Origin of the sequence: Lysinibacillus sp. NPDC097214, assembly GCF_050277945.1 — a bacterium.
Lineage (GTDB): Bacteria > Bacillota > Bacilli > Bacillales_A > Planococcaceae > Lysinibacillus > Lysinibacillus xylanilyticus_B.
The window spans coordinates 85586-108660 of the sequence record NZ_JBNNSS010000004.1 but is presented as its reverse complement, the minus strand read 5'-3'; the positions used below and the strand labels follow the sequence as shown (position 1 = coordinate 108660).

Here is a 23075-nt window from a genome sequence, read left to right as displayed (position 1 = left end):
GCTTTTATGAGTGAAATACATAGAACAACAACAGATGAAGAATTGACGGAAGAAGAATTGATTGAGCTTGTCCTCGCTGAACAGCAAAAAGCGTTAGCACAAGAACAAGAAGAACAGCAGCAAGATAAAAAGCCTAAAAAACAAAGACCCATTGTCAAATGGATTGTCTGGAGTATGGCACTTGTGTTATTTTTGAATACATTTGCACTTATCTTTCAAATTTACTCCATTCCAGCGATAGAATTTTTGAAAGTGTCTGCTCGATTATCGGCGCAAGAAGATATAAAAACCTATAAAAAGGCTGTTGTAGAAATCTCGACGGATTCTAGTAAAGGTACTGGTTTTGTGATTTCTTCAGATGGGCTTATCGTAACCAATGCACACGTTGTAGAAGATGCTCAATCATTATTCGTTATTTTCCCTGAGGAAGGTTTAATGGGTGCCAAGTTAGTGGAAAGTTACCCAGACGTAGATTTAGCATTATTGCAAGTAACCGGTGATGATCTACCTTCCCTTTCACTTGCTAAAAATCCAAGCTATAGCAAAAATGAGCATGTGTATTTCATTGGTAATCCACTAGCCTTTACAGGGATTGCAAATGAAGGAACATTACTGGAGCCAACATACCTTGAGGATTGGCAGGAACCTGTTATGATGATGGATGCCCCTGTTTATCGAGGTAATAGTGGGAGCCCAGTCATCAATGCCGATGGAGAGGTTATCGGCATTGTCTTTGCAACGGCGAAAAAAGATCCATATGGTCGAGTCGGTTTGTTTATACCCGTTCAGGTGTTACAGCGTGTATTAAATAAATAATACCTATGACAACAATACAGCTATGGATTCAACTGTAATAAGACCATAAGTTAAAGGCTTATACAAATATAACTCTAATTTAGGACGGCTTGAAAATTTAGCTGAACTAGACGATTTGAATAAGCTTATTTCATACATTATTGAACATTCTTCAGAAGAAAAACCATCTATTTCTTCTATATAAAAATGACCTCCATTACTATGAGAAGGTCATTTTTTAGATGAAACTTAATTTCCTGTTTAAGAGATTTGACTAATTATTTGGCTAATAGCTTCGTTTATCGGTGTACCAGGGCGACCGAGTAATTTTTCTAGATCGTTACTTTCAATCTCTAAACCACCTTCTCGAATACCTTTTTGCGTGTTTACGAGCATAGGAAGGTATGCTTCTGGTACGCCTGCACCTTTCAAAATGTCCGCATAAGTAGCATCATCGACTTGTTGAACATGGACTTCTTTCGTTAAAACATCTCCAAGGGCAGATACTAATTCCTCTTGCGTCATTAGCTTCCCAGAAAGCTCGTAAATTGTATTCTCGTGTCCTTTCCCAGTCAATACATTTGCTGCTGCCTCCGCTAAATCTTGTTGCAGTACCCAGCCTACTCTTCCTTTTCCTGCTGATGTAACCCAAGGTGCTCCTACCATCGCGCCCTGTATGCTCCCAATTTCATTTTCATAATACCAATTATTGCGTAAAAATGAATAAGGGATACCTGTTTTCATAATAGCTTCTTCTCTGGCTCTATGAGATGAAGCGAGGAAAAATTCACTTTCATTTGCATTTGTTACACTAGTATAAGCAATAAATTTTACTTGAGCACGTTGAGCAGCGGCTACGGCATTCGTATGCTGTCTCATTATTGTTTCATCTTCCCCAAATGTAGATATTAATAAAAGTCGATCAATTCCTGAAAAGGCAGCATTTAATGTTTCTGGTTGATCAAAATTTCCGTGTCGAACTTCTACTCCGAGAGCTCGCAATCCTTCTGCTTTCTCTGGATTTCGAACACTAACTGCCAACGCACTCGCCGGTACAACTTTTAATAATGCTTCTACAACCTTTGACCCTAATTTTCCAGTTGCACCTGTAACTAATATTTTCATTTTTTTCCCTCCAAATAAGAATTAAATATTGAAAAATGAAATCTAGGTATATACTATATCTACAGTCACAATAATAAAAGTAGGCATTTTTTTATGACATAGTCACAAAAAAAGTACCTTATGAGAGAGGGATTCTACAATCAATGGCTCGATTTAATTTTCATGGAGAACCACCTACCGAAGAACAAGAGGAAGTATGTTCTTTGACACTTACTCAAAACGTAATCGCTGGAAGATGGAAAATTATTATTTTATGGTATCTAAGTCGGCGAACAAGAAGATTTAACGAACTTCAAAGGTTGTTACCAGGCATTTCTAAAGGAATATTAACAAGACAACTGAGAGAATTGGAAGAGGATGGAATGGTTCACAGAGAAGTGTATAAACAAGTTCCTCCAAAAGTTGAATACTCGCTAACAACACAAGGGAAAAGCTTTATACCAGTATTGAACACTATGGGAGAATGGGGTAAAAAATATATGGAGAAAAAACAAAAGGAATAAAATTAATCCATACTAAAAAGGGCTTGTTGTTGATTTATAATAAAGTTTGATTAAAATCACTTTAAATTCTGGATTTCACTGCATATAAAAAGCCAACGTTTTGAATTAACTTTATTCAAAACATTGGCTTTCCTTTAATTTAGCGTAATTCAATTATTCCTTTACAAATTCAGTAACTATTTTTGAATAAGGCAAATATTTTACAGTGCACTGGTAAGTACCTTCTTTAACGTCAGGAAAATCATTTATACCTCCTGAAAGCCTTAAACTGTCTATTCCTATCTCTAACCATTCAGAACCTTTAGCAGTAGACTCTGCCACAAATACTTGGCATGTCCCCCTTGATTCTTTTAAATTTCCACTCATAAGTGCAATTAAATCGATTGAACTCACTACAGTCAAAAATAAACTGATCAAAAATATCAACCCAGCAGTGATTATCACTTTTTTGAAATCTTTATGATCGCGTTTTTTAGAGAAAATCTGAATTACAGTTAATGCCCCTAGCGAACAAATTATTTTAAATAAAAATCCTAAAGAAAATGCAACCATTGAATCCTACCTTACTTATTTTATCGGACAAGTTTTAACTTTATGCTACTCATTATATATCAACGATTTATTTAAACAGAAAGAAAATATAAATATACATCTTATTCAAATAACTGGTTCGAATTTAAAACTAGCCCTAAGTGTATTTTTTTATTCCTGATCGTCTGAATCTATTTGAATACAAAAAAAGACATCCTATATCAATAGGATGCCTTAAGTTTAACGAAAGTAATTTTAATTACTGAGAATTAAAGTTTAGTTACGTTAGCAGCTTGTGGTCCGCGGTTGCCATCTACAACTTCGAATTCCACTTTTTGACCTTCGTCAAGAGTTTTGAAACCTTCGCCACCGATAGCTGAGAAGTGTACGAATACGTCGTTTTCGCCTTCAACTTCGATGAATCCAAAACCTTTTTCTGAGTTAAACCATTTTACTGTACCTTGTTTCATTTAAGAAAACCTCCAAAAAAATAAAAGTGAACAATATGTAATTTCTTCAGCGTATGAAAAAATTCACATATTACAAAGAGTACCGAACTAACGCGATCACTTTTTGTAATATGTGAATTCATGTTTCGGTGAAGCAATTAAATTGTTAAGTTAAGTATAACCATCATTCATAATTTTGTCAAATAAAGAAAAATGTTTTTTTTAAAATGTCAAAATTTTATTTCTATTCCTCAGATTTCAAAGCGATAATACCGTGATAAATTTGTACATCATCATCACAGGCTTCGCAAAAAACACTTTCATCCTCTGACCAGAAGGCCCAAAATCCCCCTTCTTTCGTTACCTCATTGTCATATGCTAATCGGAAGTGCTGCAGTTTTCTTTGTAATGCTGACTCAAATTGCTCCTCTGTTTCGAAGGTTTCATTTGTTTGAATAAAAGCCTCCCAGCCCTCAAACTTCCACCAAGGCTCATAATCAGCTTTCATGTAAATGATTGTATACATATTTGCCACATTCCCTGCTGTAATAAGATATTTTCATTTTAGCAAAGACATTTGAAATGTCTATTAAAACACTCTTTAATATGCTATTATTACCTTATTATTCATAATTTTTGGAGGTATTTCTTTTATGTTTTCAAGTATTCGACCTAAGGCCGAACTCGAAGAATTATTAAAGCGTGGTACAAATTTAAATGCTACAGGCCGTTTTAATAAAACACTAGCATTTAACCATTTCAACTCTCAAGATGAAGAAAATTTAAAAACTCTCTATAAAAAATTAAATGATATCACGCCTTCAATGAACGCTATTTTTAATAATTATTTAAGTGAAATATCTCTCTCCACTCAGCTAACGATTAGTGAAGAAAATATTAATCGATACTTAACTCAATTTTTCTTAGCTACTCGTGATGATGAATATGTGGATGAAACCGTTAAATTTTTCAATTTATTCAGAAAAAATCAATATGAGCCTGGTAAGTTAATCGTCGTCTTCAATCAATTTGCTTTTTATATTACTACATACATATTACATAATTTTGGTTTAAAACCTTATAAGGCATTTGAATACATGAAATCCTTCCAATCTGCAGTCAATGTTGATCAGGAATTACTCGTTGAAGTATTAACAGAACGTACGATTGAAAATGTAGTTGCTGAAGTTTCTTCTTTAATGGATGTTAACGCAAAAATCATGTATATGAAAGATTTAGTATTTAGCTTAGATAAGCAAAATGAAGAAATTCAATCCTCTACCGCAGCAACTGAAGAAATTGCCGCTTCTATTAATGAGGTTGCTCGAATGTCTTCCCGTATTTCAGAAAAAACAACTGAATCTGTTGATCACGCTGTACAAGGAAAAAATGCTATTGAGCATGCCCTTTCTGAAATCTTTAAAACTGAAGAGACATTTACAACGATTGTTGAGTCCTTTTCAGAATTACAAAAGCGGGTAAATGATATCGAAAATGTTGTAACGTTAATCAACCAAATTGCCGATCAGACGAATTTACTTGCTTTGAACGCTTCTATTGAGGCTGCACGGGCAGGTGAGCATGGTAAAGGCTTCGCCGTAGTTGCACAGGAAGTTCGAAAGCTCGCTGAGGGCACAGTATCAGCGCTTAGTGAAGTATCTACAAATGTACATCATTTAAAGAGCTATTCAAATGAAGTGTCAGTCTCGATTACGGAAACGACAGAGATTATAAAAGAAGCAACAGTGGAAGCTAAAGAATCATTACCATTATTAAATGCGATTGTTAGTGCCATTGAAGGTATTAATCTGGATGTTACAAATACAGCGGCGATATCAGAGGAGCAAGCCGCAGCTATTGATGAAGTATCAGCAAGAATGATTGAGATATCTAGTCTTCAAGATGATATTCGTGATTATAGCCATAACACATCTAGAGATATTCACGCATTAGGGAAAGAAATTAATCGATTCCGAAATGACATTATTGCGAATAATAACGTTCAACTATCGTCTATAGCACTTTTACAATTATCAAAAGCCGACCATATTTTATGGAAATGGCGAATTTATAATATGTTCCTCGGTCTTGAAAGCGTCCAACCAAGAGATGTTTCTTCGCATACCGATTGTCGTCTCGGTAAATGGTATACATCTACTCGCTCAGTAGAACGTTTTGGCCACTTGCAGGACTATCGTGATTTAGACGCATATCATTTACATGTTCATGAATCAGCGAAGTTAGCAGCGGAGGCTTATAAAGTTGGGAATATTCAACAAGCTGAAGTTCATTTAAAAGAAGTAGATCAAGCTTCAAAGCAGGTTCTCTATTATATCAATAATTTAATTGCTTATTTAGAAAAAGAACGTGTTATGCACTAAACACAAAGGGGGTTATTCCCCCTTCTCTAGGAGGTGTTAGCTTGAATAAGCGAGCGCTAATTAAATTTTTCGGAGATGTTTATGGGACTGGCTACCGTTTTTTCATTAAACAAAAAGCGATTGAGCTAGGATTAAAAGGTTACTGTAAACTAAATGATCAAGAACAAATTGAGGTTGAAGTAGAAGGATCCAAAAAAGCGATAGATGAATTCTTAGTATTTGTTCAAAAAGGTGTTAGCCCTCAAGCAGATTCAAATTCATTTGCATTAGAGCTTTTTGATGATTTAAAAGGCTATGCACGCATGGACTCAGACATTGTTTAGTCTGGCCCCTCCTTTTTTGTAGCGTTATTATAGCTAAGTATTCAATGAATACGGTGACGTTGCTGGTGGCAAGTTTATATTTTATTAATTAGGATTGGGAATAATACCCCAGTCCTTTTTATTTTTCCCTTCCATAAAAAAACACCTACCGTAGCAAGTGCAAATAATTATTTATATGCTTTATTATTGCTCTCTTTCTAATATTTCTTTTAGTTCAGCTTCTCTTTACCTATTAGCCATGGAGCAGTAGTTTTTAATAAGAATCTAAGCATTTTTTTAATGCTTCATCTGAAGGGTGATTCATTGATTACCCCCTATTGAAAATTTCGCATCCTCTTACTTTTATTTTGGCTGTTTTCTCATAGATTGTTGCTTCTGGTATAGCTATCTCCTTTAAGCACCTGTTAGTTCAACAACTTCTTTAAATCAATTCTTGTGTAGGTATTATTATAGGTCGTACCATCATCATTATAAAATATGGCTTTTTTAAAATATGGGTCGGAAATAGCTTCGTAACCGTGTTTTCTAATTAACTCTATCATTTTGGGATTTTCTATTGGCAACACTCACAAATATCTCAGAATAGTCTAAATTCTTCGCAACATTTTCTCTATACCTAATTAAATCTGAACCTATACCATTACCCCGATAATCCTCTTTTACATATAGATCACTTAAAAGTGCCTTTTAATTTAAGAACTCCAAAACCAAATATAAGTGAGTCTTGTTCAGCGATTACCAAATATACTTCCCTTGCAAATTGTTTTAAATAATTCGTGAATAAATCTTTATTATTTCTAATATCACACAAACCCGATAAATCGTTTTCATTCGCGAATCTTATTATGTAGTTCATTGTTACTTCCACTTCCCTATTCTTCAATAAATCACTTTTATAAACATTCAATTCCTTCTTCAACAATCCTGCTCCGTTAGTTGAATAGCAACAATTTTTCAAAAACAGCCTTTTTTGTGATTATACATATATTTCCTTGATTGATCATTAAGTAGAAAATATTTGAATAAAAAACGGAAAATGCAAATAGAGTACTATAAGGATACTAATCGAAAAAACGGGGTGATCCAAATGAAATTTATACAAAAATTAAGTGTGATCGGACTGTCAGTATGTATATTGAGTATCGTTTTTTCATCTACCAGCATGGCAACAAAAATCGTAACAGATGAGTACCTGGATTCAGTCAATAATAAAAACAAAAATGAAGTTCATTATTACAAAAACGACTCCGCCAAAATATTAGCACAAGAAACAAAAACGGTGCTGATTAAAACAGAAAGAGAAGATAAATCAAAATTAGAGCAAAAAACAAAAGAGTTTGAAGAAAAAATGAAAATGGAACAAATAGCCTTTATTGAAGAGGGATTGAAAAAAGCAACAACACTACAAGATGTGGAAAAAGTAAAAAGTGAAGCAGCTAACTTATTAAAAAAAGAAAAAGAATTGTTTAAAAAAGAAAGTGAAACATATGTAAAAAAAGTGACTGATACGGAAAAAGTGGACTTAGCGATGATTTCAAGTTCATATAAAACGATTATGGATGACTTTTTCACCTTTAACAAACACAGATTCTATTACTATGATGTAAATAAAAATGAATTTGTTCCAAATGATAAAGTAAGTAAAACAGAAGAAGTAAAAGAATTTGAAAAAAAACATAAAGAAGAGACACTTGTAAAAGTTAATCCAATCAACACCTTAATTCTGTTCATTCTGCTTGGATTGTTATGTACAATTCCTCTTTCCATAAGCATAAGACAAAAAAACAGAGCGTAAGCTTTGTTTTTTTGTTCGTTTTAATGGACAATTTTTTGCTCAATACATATTCCAATGTGGGAAATTAACACGTCATTTAAATGATCGTAATCATGTTGAATCACTCTCACATTAAAACCTAGCCTTTTATTAACTCAACCATCTGGCATCGATGGTGGAATATAATGATAAAAAGAAAACCTTTAATTTTAATCCCTACCTTGACCAAATAAATGACAATGAATATGCTCATTAAAGAATTATATAAAGTTCTATATGACTAAAATAACGGACACATCAGACTTAGACTTTAAAATTGTTTTAAGATAAATAAAAAGATAAATTGGAAGGTTGACCCAACATATCCTTTTATTTAATTGACTATTATCCTTTTACTAAGCCTTTAGAACGTTTCTAAAGGCTTTCTGTATATTTTTAATTAGTTAAAGTTAAATTTCTATTCCATTCACCATTCCATGTATAGCCAATAGACTGTCCTCCGATTACAATTCCTAATGTATAAATACCTTTAGCAACTACATTAGTTGTATCTTTTGTTTTATTAAATGTTTTGGAACCTTTTTTGTGAGTCCATTTTACATCGTGGTAACCTGTTTGCCAGGAAATTATATTAGTTACATCTACAAATACAGGTTTGCCATTGACAAATTTATATGAATAGTCAAAAGACATATTTCTCATATTAAGTACACCCATTACAGGTCCGTTCATCGGACCCCACCAAGACGTTTCGTAACTGCTTTTATATACTTTAGATGACCTAGCAATGGCATTTTCTGGCTCAATTACGATCTCTTCGTTAGTTGTTATAGAATCATTTTCTGTTGCTTGGTTTAAAAATTCTTCGAATTGTTCGAAACTATCAAATTCTAAAAGAGTATTATTATCAATATTTGTAGTCTCTAGATCTACTAATTCAAGGTTATATTTGTTAACTAATTCATTGATTTTTTGTTCAAAATTTTCAGAAAACTCTTCAGATGCACTTGCATTTTGTGTGAAAATTATTGCGAGTATTACAATGAAAATTGCTGATATGAAGTTTTTTTCATGGTCTTTATCCTCTTTTCATTATATGATATTTACATTATGATATAAATTTGATATTTTTGGATAAGGAGGTATTTTATGAAAAAGAAAATTGCTATTTTCAGTTTGAGTATTGCATTTGTTCTGGGCATTCCATTTCAATGGGTTCAATATAAAGGCAAAGTAGGCGTATCTATTTTCCGTTTAATGGATTTAAGTATTCATAATTTGTTTTTTGATTTTACTATATTAAGTTTAAACACTCTAGTTATTTATTTTGTGTTATCTAGAATTCAAGAATATAGAAAATCGTCAAACAGAGAGTAGCTAAAGCTACTCTTTTTATAGTATATCGGATGCCACTTAATTTATTAAGTTCTGCTCTTGCTTTTACCCGGGTATGATAATAGCATAGCATTAGCTATAAATTTTTAAAAATCAATTTTTGTCATAAATTGAACAAAGATTGATAAAGTTCAGAAAATCATCTTCCGCTTTCTAATATGCGAATCTTCGAAATTGCAATAAGGAACTGTGGCTAGAACAACACTTAAGATATTTAGAGAACCCTATGCCACTAGTCTATTAAAGTTTCAAAATCAATTTTTGTTATAAATTGAACAAAAATTGATAAAACTATCTACTGCTGTCAATATAAAACAAAGTTGTACTATTTCAAATAAAATCGCACCGTTTTTTTAGCGTATAAAGATCAAGGAAATACTGTTATATCAACATTTGTATTAATAAAGGTTTTTGAAACAAAGAAACCCCTCTTTTGGAAATGGGAACAGTAAGTTCTTTAGGCATAATCATATGCAAGATTTTATACACGTTGCAGTTCGTAAAGCCGCCAAAAAAAACTGACAAACCAACGAAGTATAAAATCTTGTATACACAATAAATAATGATCCAAACGAAAAGGCAGTAATAACAAGAGTTTGTCCTTTGTCATTACTGCCTAATTATAATGTTACACTAAGTAAATCCATCTTTTTTTGATTTTTAAAAGGTAGCTCTAATGAAAAACGCCATTGCGAGTTACGACCTAATGGTGGATTCATTCGTATTCCCTGTTCATGTATATGTGGACCAAAATTATAATCTATATAATCACCTTCTCTATTAATTTAATTTGTTATTAAAAAAAAATCATAATTTAAAATAAAAACAGCAAGAAATACAATGTTAAAATTTACTACTTTTAATTATACATGATAACAATCATAGATAGTCTAAAACTCCAAATAACTCCATTTTTTAAACCATGAACATTTGCAGAAAATAGGATATCCCTAACTTTAAACAAAGCTAGGGTTTCATTTTACTTTGAATGGCAGTCCCCACTAATCGAGTATTTATACTCTTTGACCTACTAGCACCTTTCAATGCTCCTGAACCTAGATAACCAAATAGACTCCCGTAACACTTCCCTTTCTAATTTTCAGAACTATGTTTACTTAGATTAATACTTACAACAGTACCAATTAAACTGCCTACTATTCTACTCACTATCAATTTACCCATATTAAAACCCTTATTATGGAGGTATAGCACCTTTATGAGAGATTTCATTAATTTTATCCATTAAATGAGATGTTGCCCCTGTTAGACAACTCTTTATTGAACTATTTTTGCAGATAAACCATAAATATTGTTATTATTTCCTAACACTGCTTGCTTTTTCTAATACGTGTTGTGTTTGTTGCTGCATGTTCTCATTCCTCTTTACATCGATGTTTTATTTAGTTGCTATCGCATTTAAAAGTAATTGTTTGTTGCGATCAGACATTACACGCCATTCTTTAACCGTTACTTTCATTTGCCTCCACTTCCTTTCAAATTTATGCTCCTAAACACTGTATGCAATCGCTGGCGAATGTAAGACACTTCAGCATTGATTAATAACCTTTGTGTCTATTTTTATTAAGAAAAGTAGACCAGCCCTCACGGCGAGCATGATTGCCTTGACCGGTTAGCCAACCCTTACTATAGATGAATTTTAGTTTATTGAATCATGCGAATAAAGGCTCCGTGCCAAGTTGCAATTATTCACGCACTTGTATATAAAAGTATTTAATCATCATCGAAAGTGTACATGCTTAAACGAGCAAAGATTTACATTGTTTTGACATTTACAATGATAATCAATTTTGCCCAACTTTTAATTATATTCGATAGAATCGAAAATGATTCCACATTCCAACTAATTTTTCTATTTTATTCTCATTCGACATTCTAGCAAATGATCTATATTAGATCTACGAAATTAACAACGACTGGACATACTCTATGCATTTGTCCTCTACTACTGCTCAAAAGTCCATTCGATCATCCTCCGTTGGATATTGTATGCACAATAAAAAGCCACACCTTGTTAGATGTGACTTAGGATGTTATTCGCTTGGATCAATACACCGATGCAAAAGCTAATTTTAACACCTTACATGCTTGCGTTTGAAACCGATTCTCCCTCTATCCATTTCTTTTTGAATACTTTCATAAGCATTTAAAAAACTTGTTTTTTTCTTGTCCCTTTTGAGTTCTACCACACCTGTTTCCTTTGCGGTCTCGATAGCCTTTTCATGTAGTGGTAAATACGAAATTCCCACTGTGGATAGAAAATTATTCATAGCAGATTTTGTTCTTTCTGGTGAATCATGAATAGAATTTTTCACAATATCAAGCATATTGGAAATCTTGCTTTCGGAAAATTCATTGTCTTTGCGATTCCCTAAAAGCCAGCAATAGCAACTCCAACCCGCTGACATTCTTAGCTCGTCACCGCTTGCAATCCAGTTATCAGCAACGTCTTGGGCAATATCTGACTCTGATAAAGTTACTGCCACTACATAATCAGACAGCATATAAAAATACGCTTCATCTATCCAACGATCAAAATCCGACTCAGTCATAGCATTTGGATCTGCAATAATGCCTGCAAAATACATTGCATCATAGTTACCTGTAGCATAAAGCTCTTCAGCTAAACGTTGGTTTATTTTTATTTTCTTCGCAATAGGTTTCATAGCACCTGTAGCAACACCAAATAGAGGCTCGTGCGCACCATTGGATATATACATTTTTTTAGTTCGTTCCTTACCAAGGGATTCAAGCTCCTGCATAACTGTTTCGAAATCCAAAGTTTTGTACTTCCTTTCTTATTACAATTATCTCTTTAATTATAATCCACTAGTTTCTATTCTTTATCAAGTCTTCCACACTTCTCAAGCATACAGATTTTCCTATTGTGGATTACTCAACTAAAATTCTGAAATTACTTTTTGGATCTACTCATTAATATTTTCCTTACATAATCCTCGATGATAACAATTCACAGATACACTGTCGAAGTCTAGGTATTTCTTCAAAGAGTGTCGGGCTTCATTTATATCAAGTGCTGTCGGTGAATGGATTCCCCCACTTACTTCATGCGGGTATTTCCTCTGCTTCCGCGGGTATTTACCCTGCTTTCACGGGTATTCACCTCACTTCCGCGGGTATTGCTTCGCTTCGCGGGTATTTCCTCTGCTTCCGCGGGTATTTACCCTGCTTTCGCGGGTATTCCCTCTGCTTCCGCGGGTATTCGCCCCGCTTCCGCGGGTATTCGTCCTGCTTCCGCGGGTATTCGCCCTGCTTCCGCAGGTATTTACCTCACTTCCGCGGGTATTGCTTTGCTCTGTTTGGAAACCCGCTGAAAGAAGTTAAATCACTTTCTAAGACAACCTATGATAAATATCTCAATCACTATTGAAAACTATACATATTATAAATTACAGAAAGGAGGGAATTATTATGTCTCAATATTGTGGTAATCGAGGTTCTGGCTACGGTTCAGCATTTGCGCTACTTGTTGTTTTATTCATTCTACTAATTATTATCGGTGCTGCTTTCCTATTTAATTCGTATTAACATTTCTAACATAAATCATAGATATTTAATCCATAACATTACAATTAATAACTTCAAACATCTAATGCATTTTTCAAAATAACCATACATCTCTTTTTCTTTTCTAAGGGTCACTACCCTTCGGTGACCCTTTTAATGATTCATTACATGCATAATAAAAACCACTATTCGTCGTGAGTATGACTATTTGCTGTCAGTTAAATATGGATTTGTCTAATCTACCCTCATGGGATTAGACAGATCCAATGCTCATTCCTGTTAGAATCAGTTGTTACTAGCATAACAAGTATAAGTCGTTGTATAGGCTGGCTACTTTACCTTTGAAGGCTATTCATATGAAAAGTGTTTCCAGCTTTATAGGTATTCCTAGAATAAGATGAAAACACTTTGAACTTCTGATTTACGTTTCGCGTTCACTCTTAAATCTATCTCCCTCAGAATATGTAACAATCAAAAGTATACTAAAAACCTATATCAAATTGGGTGTGCTTGATATCAATATTTTATTCAGTTATTAATGTCACAATGGTTTTATTATTATTACACATAAGAGTATTAGCTTTAAATTTTATACTCGTTGAAAGCAGCTGCAACATGTTTAATTCGTCAGCCAACTTTTCTAATTCAACCAACCCTTCACTATGCAAATTACTAACTTCCAACTCAAGTTGGTTTAATGATTTTTGAATTGATTCTATATTTTCCTTGTATTTCTCTAATATAATTTTAGTTTCCAATATCTCAACCTTGTTGTTTGTGTTCTTTGGCATATGGCAGACTCCCTTTCTTCTATAAACTCATCATTATGGTGCAATCTTTGTTACATGAGATATTGAAAAAAACTTTGAACATGAAAGCGTCTTAAGGATTGGATATAATTAACACTATTATAATGGTGTTTACCTTATTTAACAATATTAATCTCAAATGAAATAAAAAGGCCACATCTAGTTAGATGTGACTTTCTAAAACATTAAGGACTATATATCTACCTAAATAAATTGTATATACTCAAAGACGTTCCCGAAAGGATCTTTAAAGCTAATTACTTTTCCTGGAGGACAATCCATTGGTTCTTCAGCAATGAATTCAACATTATGTTCTTTTAACTCTTTGACTGTCTGATTAATATCTTCCGTTTTTAAAGCTAAAACCACACCTAAAGAATCTCTAGAAATGGATTCAGATTTTTTTGCTTCTTCTAAAACTAATGGTAAATCTCCGTTAACAAGTGTTGCGATTTTGGGTCCGTATTGTTTGTTTACCTCAAAACCTAAAACAGTAGTGTAAAAATCAATTGCTTTTTCAATGTTAGGTACATAGATGCTGATAACACAAACTTGACTCATAATTCATCCCCCTATAATTCCATTGATTCCCTTTTTTCATTTATAAAAATAATAGAATATTGCGAACTATTTTTCAACTATTAAGTCAATTGGCAAAATAAAAGCCCTATGGCTATGACTTTGCATTTTACGGCTCCCCTTCTTTATCTTTTAGAAGGTTCTTGCTCTAGTCATTTGATGTGGGAGCTTCTTGTGAAGTAGATACTTTTACTAGCTATTCTATATTTATCAAGCTATAAAGGTAATCACTAGCCAGCCATGATATGCCTTCTATATTCCATAAAAGAAATAATAGCGTAACCAGGTGTTTGGAGAATAATTGCCGAAATAATAACTATTAAAAAATATTAGGCAGAACTTATTTAGGGGGATGAAGTTTGAAAAAATTTTTGACCGTTGGGATAATTATTATGTTGCTTGTACCATTTTGTACAGTACACATCAAAAAGCGGCTATATGAAAAAAGAATCGAAAACTATTTGATTGAGGATATGTCTTATCCGAAAGAAGCTATCCAATCTATTGCACGTAAATGGCACTTTGCAGGTCTTCCAAGTTATTGGGTAAACGTTATTTTTTCAGATGAAACAAATGTCGTCTATACTTATTTTGCTCATGATAAAGACCATTTAGGACAATTTGAGTACCATACAATAAATGGGTCAACTCTTTCACCAAAACAATTAAAGCATTTTAAGCGTTGAACAAACTGAAAGCAAGCATGATTCACTACTCAAAATGTAAGCGTACTTTGGGTATAAAATCATATAAGCAAATATAACGCTGATGGTGAGGAATTAACAACAGATGAAAAAACAATACTAATAGTTGACCTATTATGAAAAAAAAAAAAAGTGTAAAGCACTGCAAATAATCGCGATTCACATTAATTTTGAATACGATATAAAAAAAATAATTGGTTCTGATAGACTAATACCACTCTACCGAGTTAGATAAAGCCGCAATGTCGGACATTTAGTTCGACTTCTATTTCGTCTTTCCACTTTTCTTGCTAAAAAAGCAAAGGATTTACTTGTTCTAAAGTAATATCATTGAGAAACTTTATAAATAGCAGTAAAATTTATGTAAGGTTTATTTTTCGTTGAAACTTTATGTCGATTATTTCGTATAAGAAGATAGACATATTTAAATGCTAGGAGGAAGAAACATGCTCAGTGTCGGACAGTTTTTCTCTAGACATACCGCTAGCCTCTTAATTTCTCTCACAACTGTTTCTATCGCAGCCTTTGCGGCAACGCCAGGATACTTACTTGGTAGTTTATTGTTCGCTGGAACATACGCGTCCAGTACGACGCTGTTGAAACATAGACAGAAAAAGAAATTCATGCAAATAGCCGGTATAACCAAAGAAGAATACAAACATATTGAAACACAGCTTACAGCAGCTAATAAAAACATTCAAACATTAAGTCAAAACTACTTACGTGTACGCTCTGTTTCTGCATTTAAGCAATTACTCGAAATGACGCGTATTTCAAAAAACATCGTGAAAATTGTTAAAACAGATCCACGTAAATTTTATAATGTTGAACAGTTTTTTTATGCACATCTCCCATCTGCTGTTGAATTAACGGATAAGTATACGATGTTATCAAGGCAGCCTGTGAAGGATAAGGAAATCCAAATTACTTTATCAAAAACAAGAGAAACACTTACCGATTTAAATGATACGATTCAAATTGATTTAAAGGATGCTCTTTCCAACGACATCGACCATCTTCAAATGGAAATCGAATTTGCGAATCGTTCCAATATACGACGAAAAGAACAATTGGAGTGGCGAGGCGATGATAAGTGACGGCAAATGATCACGCATTTCAACTAAATACAATACAAGGTATTTCCCCTCTTGTGCAATCTTATTTAGAGACTACAAATAATGAGGCGATGGCGACGTATGAAACGCTATCGCCTCTTGCACAAAGTCGTGCACTTCTCTATGCTAGTCAGCTTGACCTGACAAACTTCGAATCAGTCCTGTCTTTAGGGCAAGATTCTCAGCGATCACTTTCTCAATTTGCCGATCGAATGCTTGCACAAGTAAAACAGAAAGACGTCACAAAAATTGGCCAAATGCTAGACTCATTAATGCATACGTTAGACCGTGTAGACCCTAATGCATTAAAACCAAAAGAACAGTCCTTTTTCAAAAAAATGTTTGGTAAAATTGAGCCTACTGTTAAGCAAACATTAACGGAGTTTGAACGTATTAGTATCCAAGTAGAACGAATTGGTGTTCAGCTTGAACGTGAACAGCTTCAAATGATTAAAGATGTAGAAATGCTAGAAGAACTGTATGCACATAATAGAGGATTCTTTGAAGAGTTAGCGACTGCTATTGCAGCCGGACAAATGAAGAAGCAGCAAGCCATTGAAGTGGAACTTCCTGAAAAGGTGACTAGTGTACAGACGGCGAAACAACCACTAGCTGTCCAACAGCTTAATGACTATGCCGCTCAAATCGAACGTCTAGATCAACGTATTTATGACTTACAAGTTTCTCAGCAGGTTGCCTTACAAACTGCGCCACAAATACGCATGATCCAACAGTCCAATCAAACACTAGCGGAAAAAATAGAATTTTCAATCGTTACCCTTATTCCACTTTGGAAAAATCAGTTAGCTATGATGTTATCTATGCATATGGACCATCGCTACGCGCAGCTAGAAGAAAGATTATCTCGTACAAATGATCGTTTTACGAGCCCTTCCTTTGAACAGCAAATATCAAAATTCAAAGAGACACAGCATGAGCTGAAGTCAGCTATCCAAGATGTCTTTGACCTTCATACGGCTACAGAGCAGGAAAAAGAGCATCTACAGGATGTTGCTGAAATAAAGACCTTAAAGAGGAAATGATTTCGTTTTTCCAACAAAAAAGGGTGGCTCAGAAATCATCTGAACCACCCTTTTATTTTCATTCTAACTTACTGAATAGAGGAACTCAGTCTAAGAACGCCACGTCCTGTGGCAACGACTGAGTGATCAACATCACGTTGACCCAAAGCCTCCGGCGGATGTCACGAATTTTAAAAGGAATGAGTTGTGCTCGCACAACTCAAAATCCGGACGCGTTGTTTATCTGCGCGAAAGCGAAGCGTCAGCGGCAAATGTTTTCTGTAGCGAAAGCAAAGCGACAGCTACAATTACGCTAAGGCGAAATTGATATACTTATTCAAAATAATCTTTATAGTAGCCACCAATATTACCAGTGTTATCGATAATAAAAACGAATTCTTCTGTTTCATTTTTCACATCATATTGTTTGCCTACTGTTAATACGTTTGAAACTAAATATTTTGATGCATTTGTATGCTTACAAGTAACTGTACGTACTGTTGAAGCATCTTTCCATTTTAAATGTAACATAATCTCTCTACCTCTCTTTACTAGCACGAAGCTAATGTCTACAGCTTATTTTATAATATTTTTGTACTCTTGTGGAGAAAAAAACCATAGAAGACCATATTTTCTCCGTAACTATCCATTTTTTTAACTATATCAATTTCGTCTTGGCGTAATTGGTGCTGTCGCTTCGCTTCCGCACAGTAAACATTTGGTGCTTTCGCACAGATGATCAATGCGTCTGGAGGCAATATTCTCATTCAGTAGATGTTTCACATTTAGAACTGGGAGTCCACTAACGAATGAAGATAACTAATAAAAATTTTACTTCGAGGTGTTAACATGAGCTTTGGTGGTGTACCACAATGGTTTTTTATCCTGGCCGTTGCATTTGCAATTTGCTTTATTTTATACGCAGAATGGAATTCTAGAAAATAAAGCAACCTATTTTCTGTAAAAAAACGTTAAATGTACATTGCTAAATTCAATTTTAGTGGTGTACGTTTTAACTTTTAGAAGTCATAAACAAATGGGATTAGAAGTAGACGGACTGCAGCTTGGAAAGGTAAAAAGCGAGCACGCTCATCCGTCACTCATGCCTTTTTACGAATTGCTTATTACCTTCTAACAAGGAAAGAAATGTATGTAGACTTAACAACAAAACAATCAACTAGTCGATATTCTGTTCGGAGACTTGTAAGTTTGGGTTACAATGTGACCGTCACTGCCTAGATCTCCATTTTTTTAATGTCTAGGCCTTTATTTTTAGTGCCAGAAATTTTATTTTCATGGAAGTTTAATACCTTATTTGTATTCTCCCCCATTATTCATTAATCTCAATTTTTTCTGCATTTGCTTGTTGGGGATAACTATCCTCTATTGCGTTTGTCCAAACAGAAACTGTAAGTCCTACTTTTAAAGATTCAATTTCATCAGTTGAAAACCATATTGCATCTGGTCTGCCATCTGGTAATTTTTCTGTTATGCTTTCTACTAAAAATCTTTCACCTTCTATTTGAACAATTTCGCCTATAATTGTAGGCTTAACTGTTATTTTCTCAGTTGACTTTGAAATCTCTTTGTCGAGTTCCTCCTCATTCCCACTTTTTTGACAGCCCAATAATCCAATTGATAAAAATAGTAAAGATATAATTAAACTAAATTTTTTCAATATCATCACTCCTTTTAAAAATTAGACTGAATTTCGTAGTTTTCGTTTCAATAAATTTCAAAATCATTCCACTAAAAATCCCCCTATCTTCAATAAAAAAAAGGACATTACCCTTCTAAGAGCCCCCTATAGCTTAAGAACAGCACATCACAGCCTTATCCATATCTTTTTCATTTACTAAAACGCTACCATTATCATCAATAATGAAATCTATCTCGGCATTAGTAAGCCTTTCTATCGCTGAATCAATACTTTCTTGTGATTGTGTTGATGAATCAACCCATACGTTATAGTTTTTTTCTTGCGAACAGCCAACTAACAGAACACTAATTACGGTAATTAGAATAACTAATTTTTTCAACATACTACCTCCATTTTGAAAGGGTTATTAACTGCATAAAATTTATTAATTTGACGCTATCTGTGGAAGGAAGTTCCAAGACTAAAATGCTCCATTAATTGAAATAGCCCAGATTATATCTTTAATCGCAAAAAAGCTGAACTAATACAAAAATTAGTACAGCTTAATAATGTTACACATTATATAAAGTTAAATTTAATAGTAATAAAATTAGTTTGGACTCACTCTTTAGTTATTCATAACCAGACGCGGAAACTTATTTATCTTAATGTCCTTTTTAAAAACTCTTTTGTCCGTTCATGCTGAGGGGTTACTAAAACCTGTGCGGGAGGGCCTTCCTCTACAATAACACCTTTATCCATAAAGACAACGCGATCAGCTACTTCTTTGGCAAATTCCATTTCATGTGTAACGATTAACATCGTATTTCCGGAATCCGCTAGCTGACGCATTACCTTTAATACTTCACCTACCATTTCTGGGTCAAGAGCTGACGTCGGTTCATCGAACAGCATTACTTCTGGGCTCATTGACAAGGCGCGCGCAATCGCTACACGCTGTTTTTGACCGCCAGATAGCTGTCGTGGCTTCGCATTGACGTATTGATCCATCCCAACAATTTGTAAATATTTTAGCGCAACTTCATCAGCTTCTGCCTTCGAACGCTTTAATACTTTCATTTGACCAACTGTGCAATTTTTCAGCACATTATGATTGTTGAATAGGTTAAATTGCTGGAATACCATTCCTAAATGTGTACGGTATTCCTGGATATTATGTTTTTCATCTAAAATATCTTCACCTTTGTAAATAATTTGACCGCCAGTTGGAATTTCCAGTAAATTAATGCAGCGTAGTAATGTTGATTTACCAGATCCTGAAGAACCGATTAAGCAGACAACCTCGCCCTTTTCTACTTGGAAATTTACATCCTTTAACACTTCATTACGACCAAATGATTTACTTAAATGCTCTATTTTAATAACAGTCATTTATTGGCCCCCTATACTGCTTCTTTCTGTTTTTTTTGGTAGGCATCTTGTCCATCCAGCCGTTTTTCTACATATAGTAAAATTCTTGACGCTGTGAATGTCATTATGAAATAAAGGACACATGCTACGAAGAAGGATTCGAAATAGCGGAAGTTATTACCTGCAATCGACTTTGTTTGGAAAAATAATTCCGTAACTCCAATAACGTTTAAAACTGCTGTATCTTTAATGTTCATAATTAATTGGTTACCCGTTGCAGGCAATATATTACGTGAAACTTGTGGTAATATAACATGTAGCATGATTTGAACATGATTCATACCAATAGCCGACGCAGCCTCGTACTGCCCTTGATCAATGGAAACAATTCCACCACGCACAATTTCTGCCATATAAGCACCTGTATTTAGTGAAACAACTAAAATACCTGCCGTAATAAAGTGCATATCAATGCCAAATGCTATATCTAATCCGTAAAATACAACCATTGCTTGTACAATCATTGGTGTACCACGGAAGAATTCGACATAGCAAGTTAGTATAAAATTAATGAATTTTAAGCTATAAAATTTTACATCCTTTTTACGAACTTTGATGGTATGCATAATTCCAATAAAAAATCCGATAAGTGCACCAATAATTGTACTACTAATTGAAATAAGTAATGTATAATACGTACCTCGTAAAAACATTTGCCAGTTGTTCTCAACAATTGAAATAATCCATTCAAGACTCATGATGTACCTCCTAACAACGTCATATTGCTTTTTCGAACAAATCATCTTAGCTATCTAGCATTTTCATTGGGCCTCTGTTTATTTTATCTTATGAAATAATTAGCTAAGACATTAATATTTTTCAGAAAGATTCTACTATAATGTAATGATATTGCACGGACTAATAGCTAGCCCGTGCAATCATTTTATTGTGCTGCTGGTTGTTGGTGAATGGCTTCTTCCATAATTTTTTGGCGATTATCTTCAGAAATACCTTTTAAGATTTCATTAATCTTTTCAAGGTTTGAATCACCTTTACGCAAACCAACTGCTATCGATGTATCTGCAATATCTGTATCGAAGCCTTGTTCAAATTTTACATATGTTAATTTATCGTTTGCAGCAGCAACGGAAATACCTTCTGGTCGTTCTGCTACATAGCCGTCAATTTTTCCAGCTTCTACAGCTACACGCATTGCTGGGAAGGTATCCATTGCTGTTTGTTTTTTTACACCTTTGATTTGATCAATAACAGTGTAGTTCGTTGTATTTAACTGTGATGTAATTTTTGCACCAGAGAAATCTTGAATAGATTTTGCATTTTCATATTTACTACCTTTTTTAATAACCATTACAAAATCAGACGTGTAGTAGTTTTCTGAGAAGTCGATCGTCTTCTTACGTTTTTCAGTAGGTGACATACCTGCAATAATTGCATCGATCTTATTTGATTGTAGCGCTGGTACTAAACCATCCCATTCCAATTTATAGACGACTAATTCTTTTCCTAAGCCTTCAGCTATTTTTTTCGCCATTTCAATATCATAACCACCTGCATATTCTGAATTATCAGTGATTTTTATTCCGCCATTTGCATCATCTTGCTGCGTCCAGTTAAACGGAGCATAACCACCTTCCATCCCGATACGGAATTGGCCGCCAGCTTCCTTGTTATCCGTATTGCCTCCCTTATTACTAGATGATGACGGCTCCGTTTTGTCACCACATGCAGCGAGCAACGTTGCTGCCATCACAATCAACATTACTACTAACCATCTTCTTTTCATGTAAAACTCCCCCTTTTTAGTAAAAAAAATAAGACAACTGTACTAAAAAAGCCTAAGTTTTTAACTTAGGTCTTACTTTTTTCAACAGTTGCCCAAATCCTCACTGGAATTCCACATTCCAAGATAGCACAACCTAGTAAATTTGGAAGATAGTTTACTAGGACAGTCCTGCACTTATTCACTGCAGACCCAGTATAAAAGTACGAGCTCCTTTTACACTTCGGCGATAGTTCCTTCTTCATTGCGTCTTCGCTTGCTTGTACTCAACAATGAACTAATAAATACCGCGCCTCTACCTCACAATAGAATAAACGTGAGGGTTGTATATTTAATTGATTATTAAGATACTACTATAAAACTAACTTATTCGTCAAGACAGTTTTGTTAATTTTCTGAATAATTACAATATTTGGATCCTCCATCCTTTTAATGCCTTTTATACACTTTGGTAAAGTTGAAAATGATTAAGACTTCCCCTTTCATAAAGAGTCCGTAAAGTCGCCCATACTCCATAGTACTTACTTCAACCAACATATATACTTGGATACATTTATAACAAAAATAAATGAAGAGCTGATTCTTCAGGAAATCCGCAAATTATTAATACTTACTATTAATTAAAAAGAAATTGTTGATTAATAAAGATAATAGCCTTGGCACTATATGCATCTTTGCTGTGAAGCTTTCGCAAACGGTGGGCTATCCGTTGTTTGGGCTCTTTTATCCGTCACTTCGGCTTTTCTTTCCGTCGTCTTGAGTGCTTTATCCGTCACTTCGCCTTTTCCATCCGTCACTCTCCCTTCTTTCCATCACTTTGGCCACTCTATCCACGACTTTGGCGGTGCTATCCACGACTTTGGCAGTTCTATCCACGACTTTGGCCACTCTATCCACGACTTTGACGGTTCTATCCACGACTTTGGCCTTTCTATCCATCGCTTTGCTTTCTATCCATCACTTTGACGGTTCTTTCCGTCACTTTGGCTCTTGCATCCGTCGCTTTGTCTGTTCTTTCCGTCGCTCTGCCTTCTTTCCATCACTTTGGACACTCTATCCACGACTTTGGCGGTTCTATCCACGACTTTGACGGTTCTATCCACGACTTTGGCGGTTCTATCCACGACTTTGACGGTTCTATCCACGACTTTGGCCTTTCTATCCATCGCTTTGCTTTCTATCCATCACTTTGACGGTTCTTTCCGTCACTTTG

The 23075-nt window shown here is 34.4% G+C and carries 28 protein-coding genes and 1 riboswitch; of the genes, 12 read left to right on the top strand and 16 right to left on the bottom strand.

The annotated features are described in order from the left end of the window. Positions 1-6: 6 nt before the first annotated feature. Entirely contained in the window at positions 7-816 is an 810-nt protein-coding gene (locus tag ACQKMI_RS10505; protein WP_427488627.1) for a S1C family serine protease, read from the top strand. A gap of 240 nt (positions 817-1056) precedes the next feature. Here ACQKMI_RS10505 and ACQKMI_RS10500 read toward each other — a convergent pair whose 3' ends face one another. Next, entirely contained in the window at positions 1057-1920 is an 864-nt protein-coding gene (locus ACQKMI_RS10500; RefSeq protein WP_427488625.1) for an SDR family oxidoreductase, read from the bottom strand. A gap of 143 nt (positions 1921-2063) precedes the next feature. Here ACQKMI_RS10500 and ACQKMI_RS10495 point away from each other — a divergent pair, with 143 nt between their 5' ends. Further along, positions 2064-2423 carry a winged helix-turn-helix transcriptional regulator gene (locus ACQKMI_RS10495; protein WP_427488623.1) on the top strand — a complete coding sequence of 120 codons (360 nt, stop codon included), beginning with the start codon at positions 2064-2066 and terminating at the stop codon, positions 2421-2423. A 153-nt stretch (positions 2424-2576) separates the two neighbouring features. Here the strand turns inward: ACQKMI_RS10495 and ACQKMI_RS10490 are convergent, their stop codons facing one another. The 3 genes from ACQKMI_RS10490 to ACQKMI_RS10480 form a co-directional block, all read right to left on the bottom strand. Then, positions 2577-2975: a hypothetical protein gene (locus ACQKMI_RS10490; protein ID WP_427488621.1), complete on the bottom strand. Its 399-nt coding sequence runs from the start codon at positions 2973-2975 to the stop codon at positions 2577-2579. Positions 2976-3223: 248 nt separating this feature from the next. Next, positions 3224-3424, bottom strand: a complete 201-nt coding sequence (locus tag ACQKMI_RS10485) for a cold-shock protein (RefSeq protein ID WP_049665398.1) — start codon at positions 3422-3424, stop codon at positions 3224-3226. Positions 3425-3647: 223 nt separating this feature from the next. Further along, positions 3648-3929: a DUF1033 family protein gene (locus ACQKMI_RS10480; protein ID WP_427417011.1), complete on the bottom strand. Its 282-nt coding sequence runs from the start codon at positions 3927-3929 to the stop codon at positions 3648-3650. Between the two features lie 127 nt (positions 3930-4056). Here ACQKMI_RS10480 and ACQKMI_RS10475 point away from each other — a divergent pair, with 127 nt between their 5' ends. Further along, positions 4057-5784 carry a methyl-accepting chemotaxis protein gene (locus ACQKMI_RS10475; protein ID WP_427488619.1) on the top strand — a complete coding sequence of 576 codons (1728 nt, stop codon included), beginning with the start codon at positions 4057-4059 and terminating at the stop codon, positions 5782-5784. A 41-nt stretch (positions 5785-5825) separates the two neighbouring features. Continuing rightward, positions 5826-6107, top strand: a complete 282-nt coding sequence (locus ACQKMI_RS10470) for an acylphosphatase (protein ID WP_197140733.1) — start codon at positions 5826-5828, stop codon at positions 6105-6107. Positions 6108-6632: 525 nt separating this feature from the next. On the opposite strand, the gene ACQKMI_RS10465 is transcribed toward ACQKMI_RS10470, so the two are convergent. Continuing rightward, a complete protein-coding gene (locus ACQKMI_RS10465) occupies positions 6633-6743 on the bottom strand; it encodes a hypothetical protein (protein WP_427489318.1) in 111 nt (36 codons plus the stop codon). Between the two features lie 34 nt (positions 6744-6777). After that, entirely contained in the window at positions 6778-7026 is a 249-nt protein-coding gene (locus ACQKMI_RS10460; protein ID WP_427488617.1) for a hypothetical protein, read from the bottom strand. A 168-nt stretch (positions 7027-7194) separates the two neighbouring features. Between ACQKMI_RS10460 and ACQKMI_RS10455 the strand changes: the two genes are divergently transcribed. Then, positions 7195-7902: a hypothetical protein gene (locus ACQKMI_RS10455; RefSeq protein WP_427488615.1), complete on the top strand. Its 708-nt coding sequence runs from the start codon at positions 7195-7197 to the stop codon at positions 7900-7902. A gap of 414 nt (positions 7903-8316) precedes the next feature. On the opposite strand, the gene ACQKMI_RS10450 is transcribed toward ACQKMI_RS10455, so the two are convergent. Further along, on the bottom strand, positions 8317-8613 hold the full coding sequence (locus ACQKMI_RS10450) for a hypothetical protein (protein ID WP_427488613.1): 297 nt from the start codon (positions 8611-8613) through the stop codon (positions 8317-8319). Between the two features lie 417 nt (positions 8614-9030). Here ACQKMI_RS10450 and ACQKMI_RS10445 point away from each other — a divergent pair, with 417 nt between their 5' ends. Continuing rightward, positions 9031-9258 (top strand): hypothetical protein, encoded by a 228-nt coding sequence (locus ACQKMI_RS10445; protein WP_427488611.1) that lies wholly within the window; start codon positions 9031-9033, stop codon positions 9256-9258. 2108 nt (positions 9259-11366) lie between these two features. Here the strand turns inward: ACQKMI_RS10445 and ACQKMI_RS10440 are convergent. Further along, entirely contained in the window at positions 11367-12074 is a 708-nt protein-coding gene (locus ACQKMI_RS10440; RefSeq protein ID WP_427488609.1) for a DNA alkylation repair protein, read from the bottom strand. A gap of 652 nt (positions 12075-12726) precedes the next feature. On the opposite strand from ACQKMI_RS10440, the gene ACQKMI_RS10435 reads away from it, so the two are divergent. Then, the gene (locus ACQKMI_RS10435) at positions 12727-12843 is read left to right on the top strand and encodes a YjcZ family sporulation protein (protein ID WP_427488608.1); all 117 of its coding nucleotides are present in this window, start codon (positions 12727-12729) and stop codon (positions 12841-12843) included. Positions 12844-13346: 503 nt separating this feature from the next. On the opposite strand, the gene ACQKMI_RS10430 is transcribed toward ACQKMI_RS10435, so the two are convergent. Continuing rightward, positions 13347-13613, bottom strand: coding sequence for a hypothetical protein (locus ACQKMI_RS10430; protein WP_427488606.1), 267 nt, complete (start codon positions 13611-13613; stop codon positions 13347-13349). A 222-nt stretch (positions 13614-13835) separates the two neighbouring features. Next, the gene (locus ACQKMI_RS10425) at positions 13836-14192 is read right to left on the bottom strand and encodes a VOC family protein (protein WP_427488604.1); all 357 of its coding nucleotides are present in this window, start codon (positions 14190-14192) and stop codon (positions 13836-13838) included. A gap of 377 nt (positions 14193-14569) precedes the next feature. Here ACQKMI_RS10425 and ACQKMI_RS10420 point away from each other — a divergent pair, with 377 nt between their 5' ends. The 3 genes from ACQKMI_RS10420 (at position 14570) to ACQKMI_RS10410 (ending at position 17072) form a co-directional block, all read left to right on the top strand. After that, positions 14570-14896: a DUF3139 domain-containing protein gene (locus ACQKMI_RS10420; RefSeq protein WP_427488602.1), complete on the top strand. Its 327-nt coding sequence runs from the start codon at positions 14570-14572 to the stop codon at positions 14894-14896. A gap of 464 nt (positions 14897-15360) precedes the next feature. Further along, positions 15361-16011, top strand: coding sequence for a 5-bromo-4-chloroindolyl phosphate hydrolysis family protein (locus ACQKMI_RS10415; RefSeq protein ID WP_323646110.1), 651 nt, complete (start codon positions 15361-15363; stop codon positions 16009-16011). Then, positions 16008-17072: a toxic anion resistance protein gene (locus tag ACQKMI_RS10410; RefSeq protein WP_427488600.1), complete on the top strand. Its 1065-nt coding sequence runs from the start codon at positions 16008-16010 to the stop codon at positions 17070-17072. Before ACQKMI_RS10415 ends, ACQKMI_RS10410 begins: the two co-directional genes overlap by 4 nt. Positions 17073-17384: 312 nt before the next feature. On the opposite strand, the gene ACQKMI_RS10405 is transcribed toward ACQKMI_RS10410, so the two are convergent. From ACQKMI_RS10405 to ACQKMI_RS10380, 6 genes are all read right to left on the bottom strand, one after another. Beyond that, entirely contained in the window at positions 17385-17582 is a 198-nt protein-coding gene (locus tag ACQKMI_RS10405; protein WP_323646114.1) for a DUF6501 family protein, read from the bottom strand. 799 nt (positions 17583-18381) lie between these two features. After that, a complete protein-coding gene (locus ACQKMI_RS10400) occupies positions 18382-18729 on the bottom strand; it encodes a DUF3221 domain-containing protein (RefSeq protein ID WP_427488598.1) in 348 nt (115 codons plus the stop codon). A gap of 133 nt (positions 18730-18862) precedes the next feature. Next, on the bottom strand, positions 18863-19090 hold the full coding sequence (locus ACQKMI_RS10395; protein WP_427488596.1) for a hypothetical protein: 228 nt from the start codon (positions 19088-19090) through the stop codon (positions 18863-18865). 260 nt (positions 19091-19350) lie between these two features. Next, entirely contained in the window at positions 19351-20082 is a 732-nt protein-coding gene (locus ACQKMI_RS10390) for an amino acid ABC transporter ATP-binding protein (RefSeq protein WP_323646119.1), read from the bottom strand. Positions 20083-20093: 11 nt separating this feature from the next. After that, on the bottom strand, positions 20094-20819 hold the full coding sequence (locus ACQKMI_RS10385; RefSeq protein ID WP_427488593.1) for an amino acid ABC transporter permease: 726 nt from the start codon (positions 20817-20819) through the stop codon (positions 20094-20096). Between the two features lie 185 nt (positions 20820-21004). Next, the gene (locus ACQKMI_RS10380) at positions 21005-21865 is read right to left on the bottom strand and encodes a transporter substrate-binding domain-containing protein (protein ID WP_427488591.1); all 861 of its coding nucleotides are present in this window, start codon (positions 21863-21865) and stop codon (positions 21005-21007) included. A 116-nt stretch (positions 21866-21981) separates the two neighbouring features. Continuing rightward, positions 21982-22168, bottom strand: a riboswitch (Lysine riboswitch). A 450-nt stretch (positions 22169-22618) separates the two neighbouring features. On the opposite strand from ACQKMI_RS10380, the gene ACQKMI_RS10375 reads away from it, so the two are divergent. Both ACQKMI_RS10375 and ACQKMI_RS10370 read left to right on the top strand, forming a co-directional pair. After that, complete coding sequence (locus tag ACQKMI_RS10375; RefSeq protein ID WP_427488589.1) at positions 22619-22828, top strand: hypothetical protein; 210 nt, start codon at positions 22619-22621, stop codon at positions 22826-22828. After that, the gene (locus tag ACQKMI_RS10370; protein ID WP_427488587.1) at positions 22825-23055 is read left to right on the top strand and encodes a hypothetical protein; all 231 of its coding nucleotides are present in this window, start codon (positions 22825-22827) and stop codon (positions 23053-23055) included. The genes ACQKMI_RS10375 and ACQKMI_RS10370 overlap by 4 nt, the downstream gene beginning before the upstream one ends. The last annotated feature ends 20 nt before the right edge of the window (positions 23056-23075 follow it).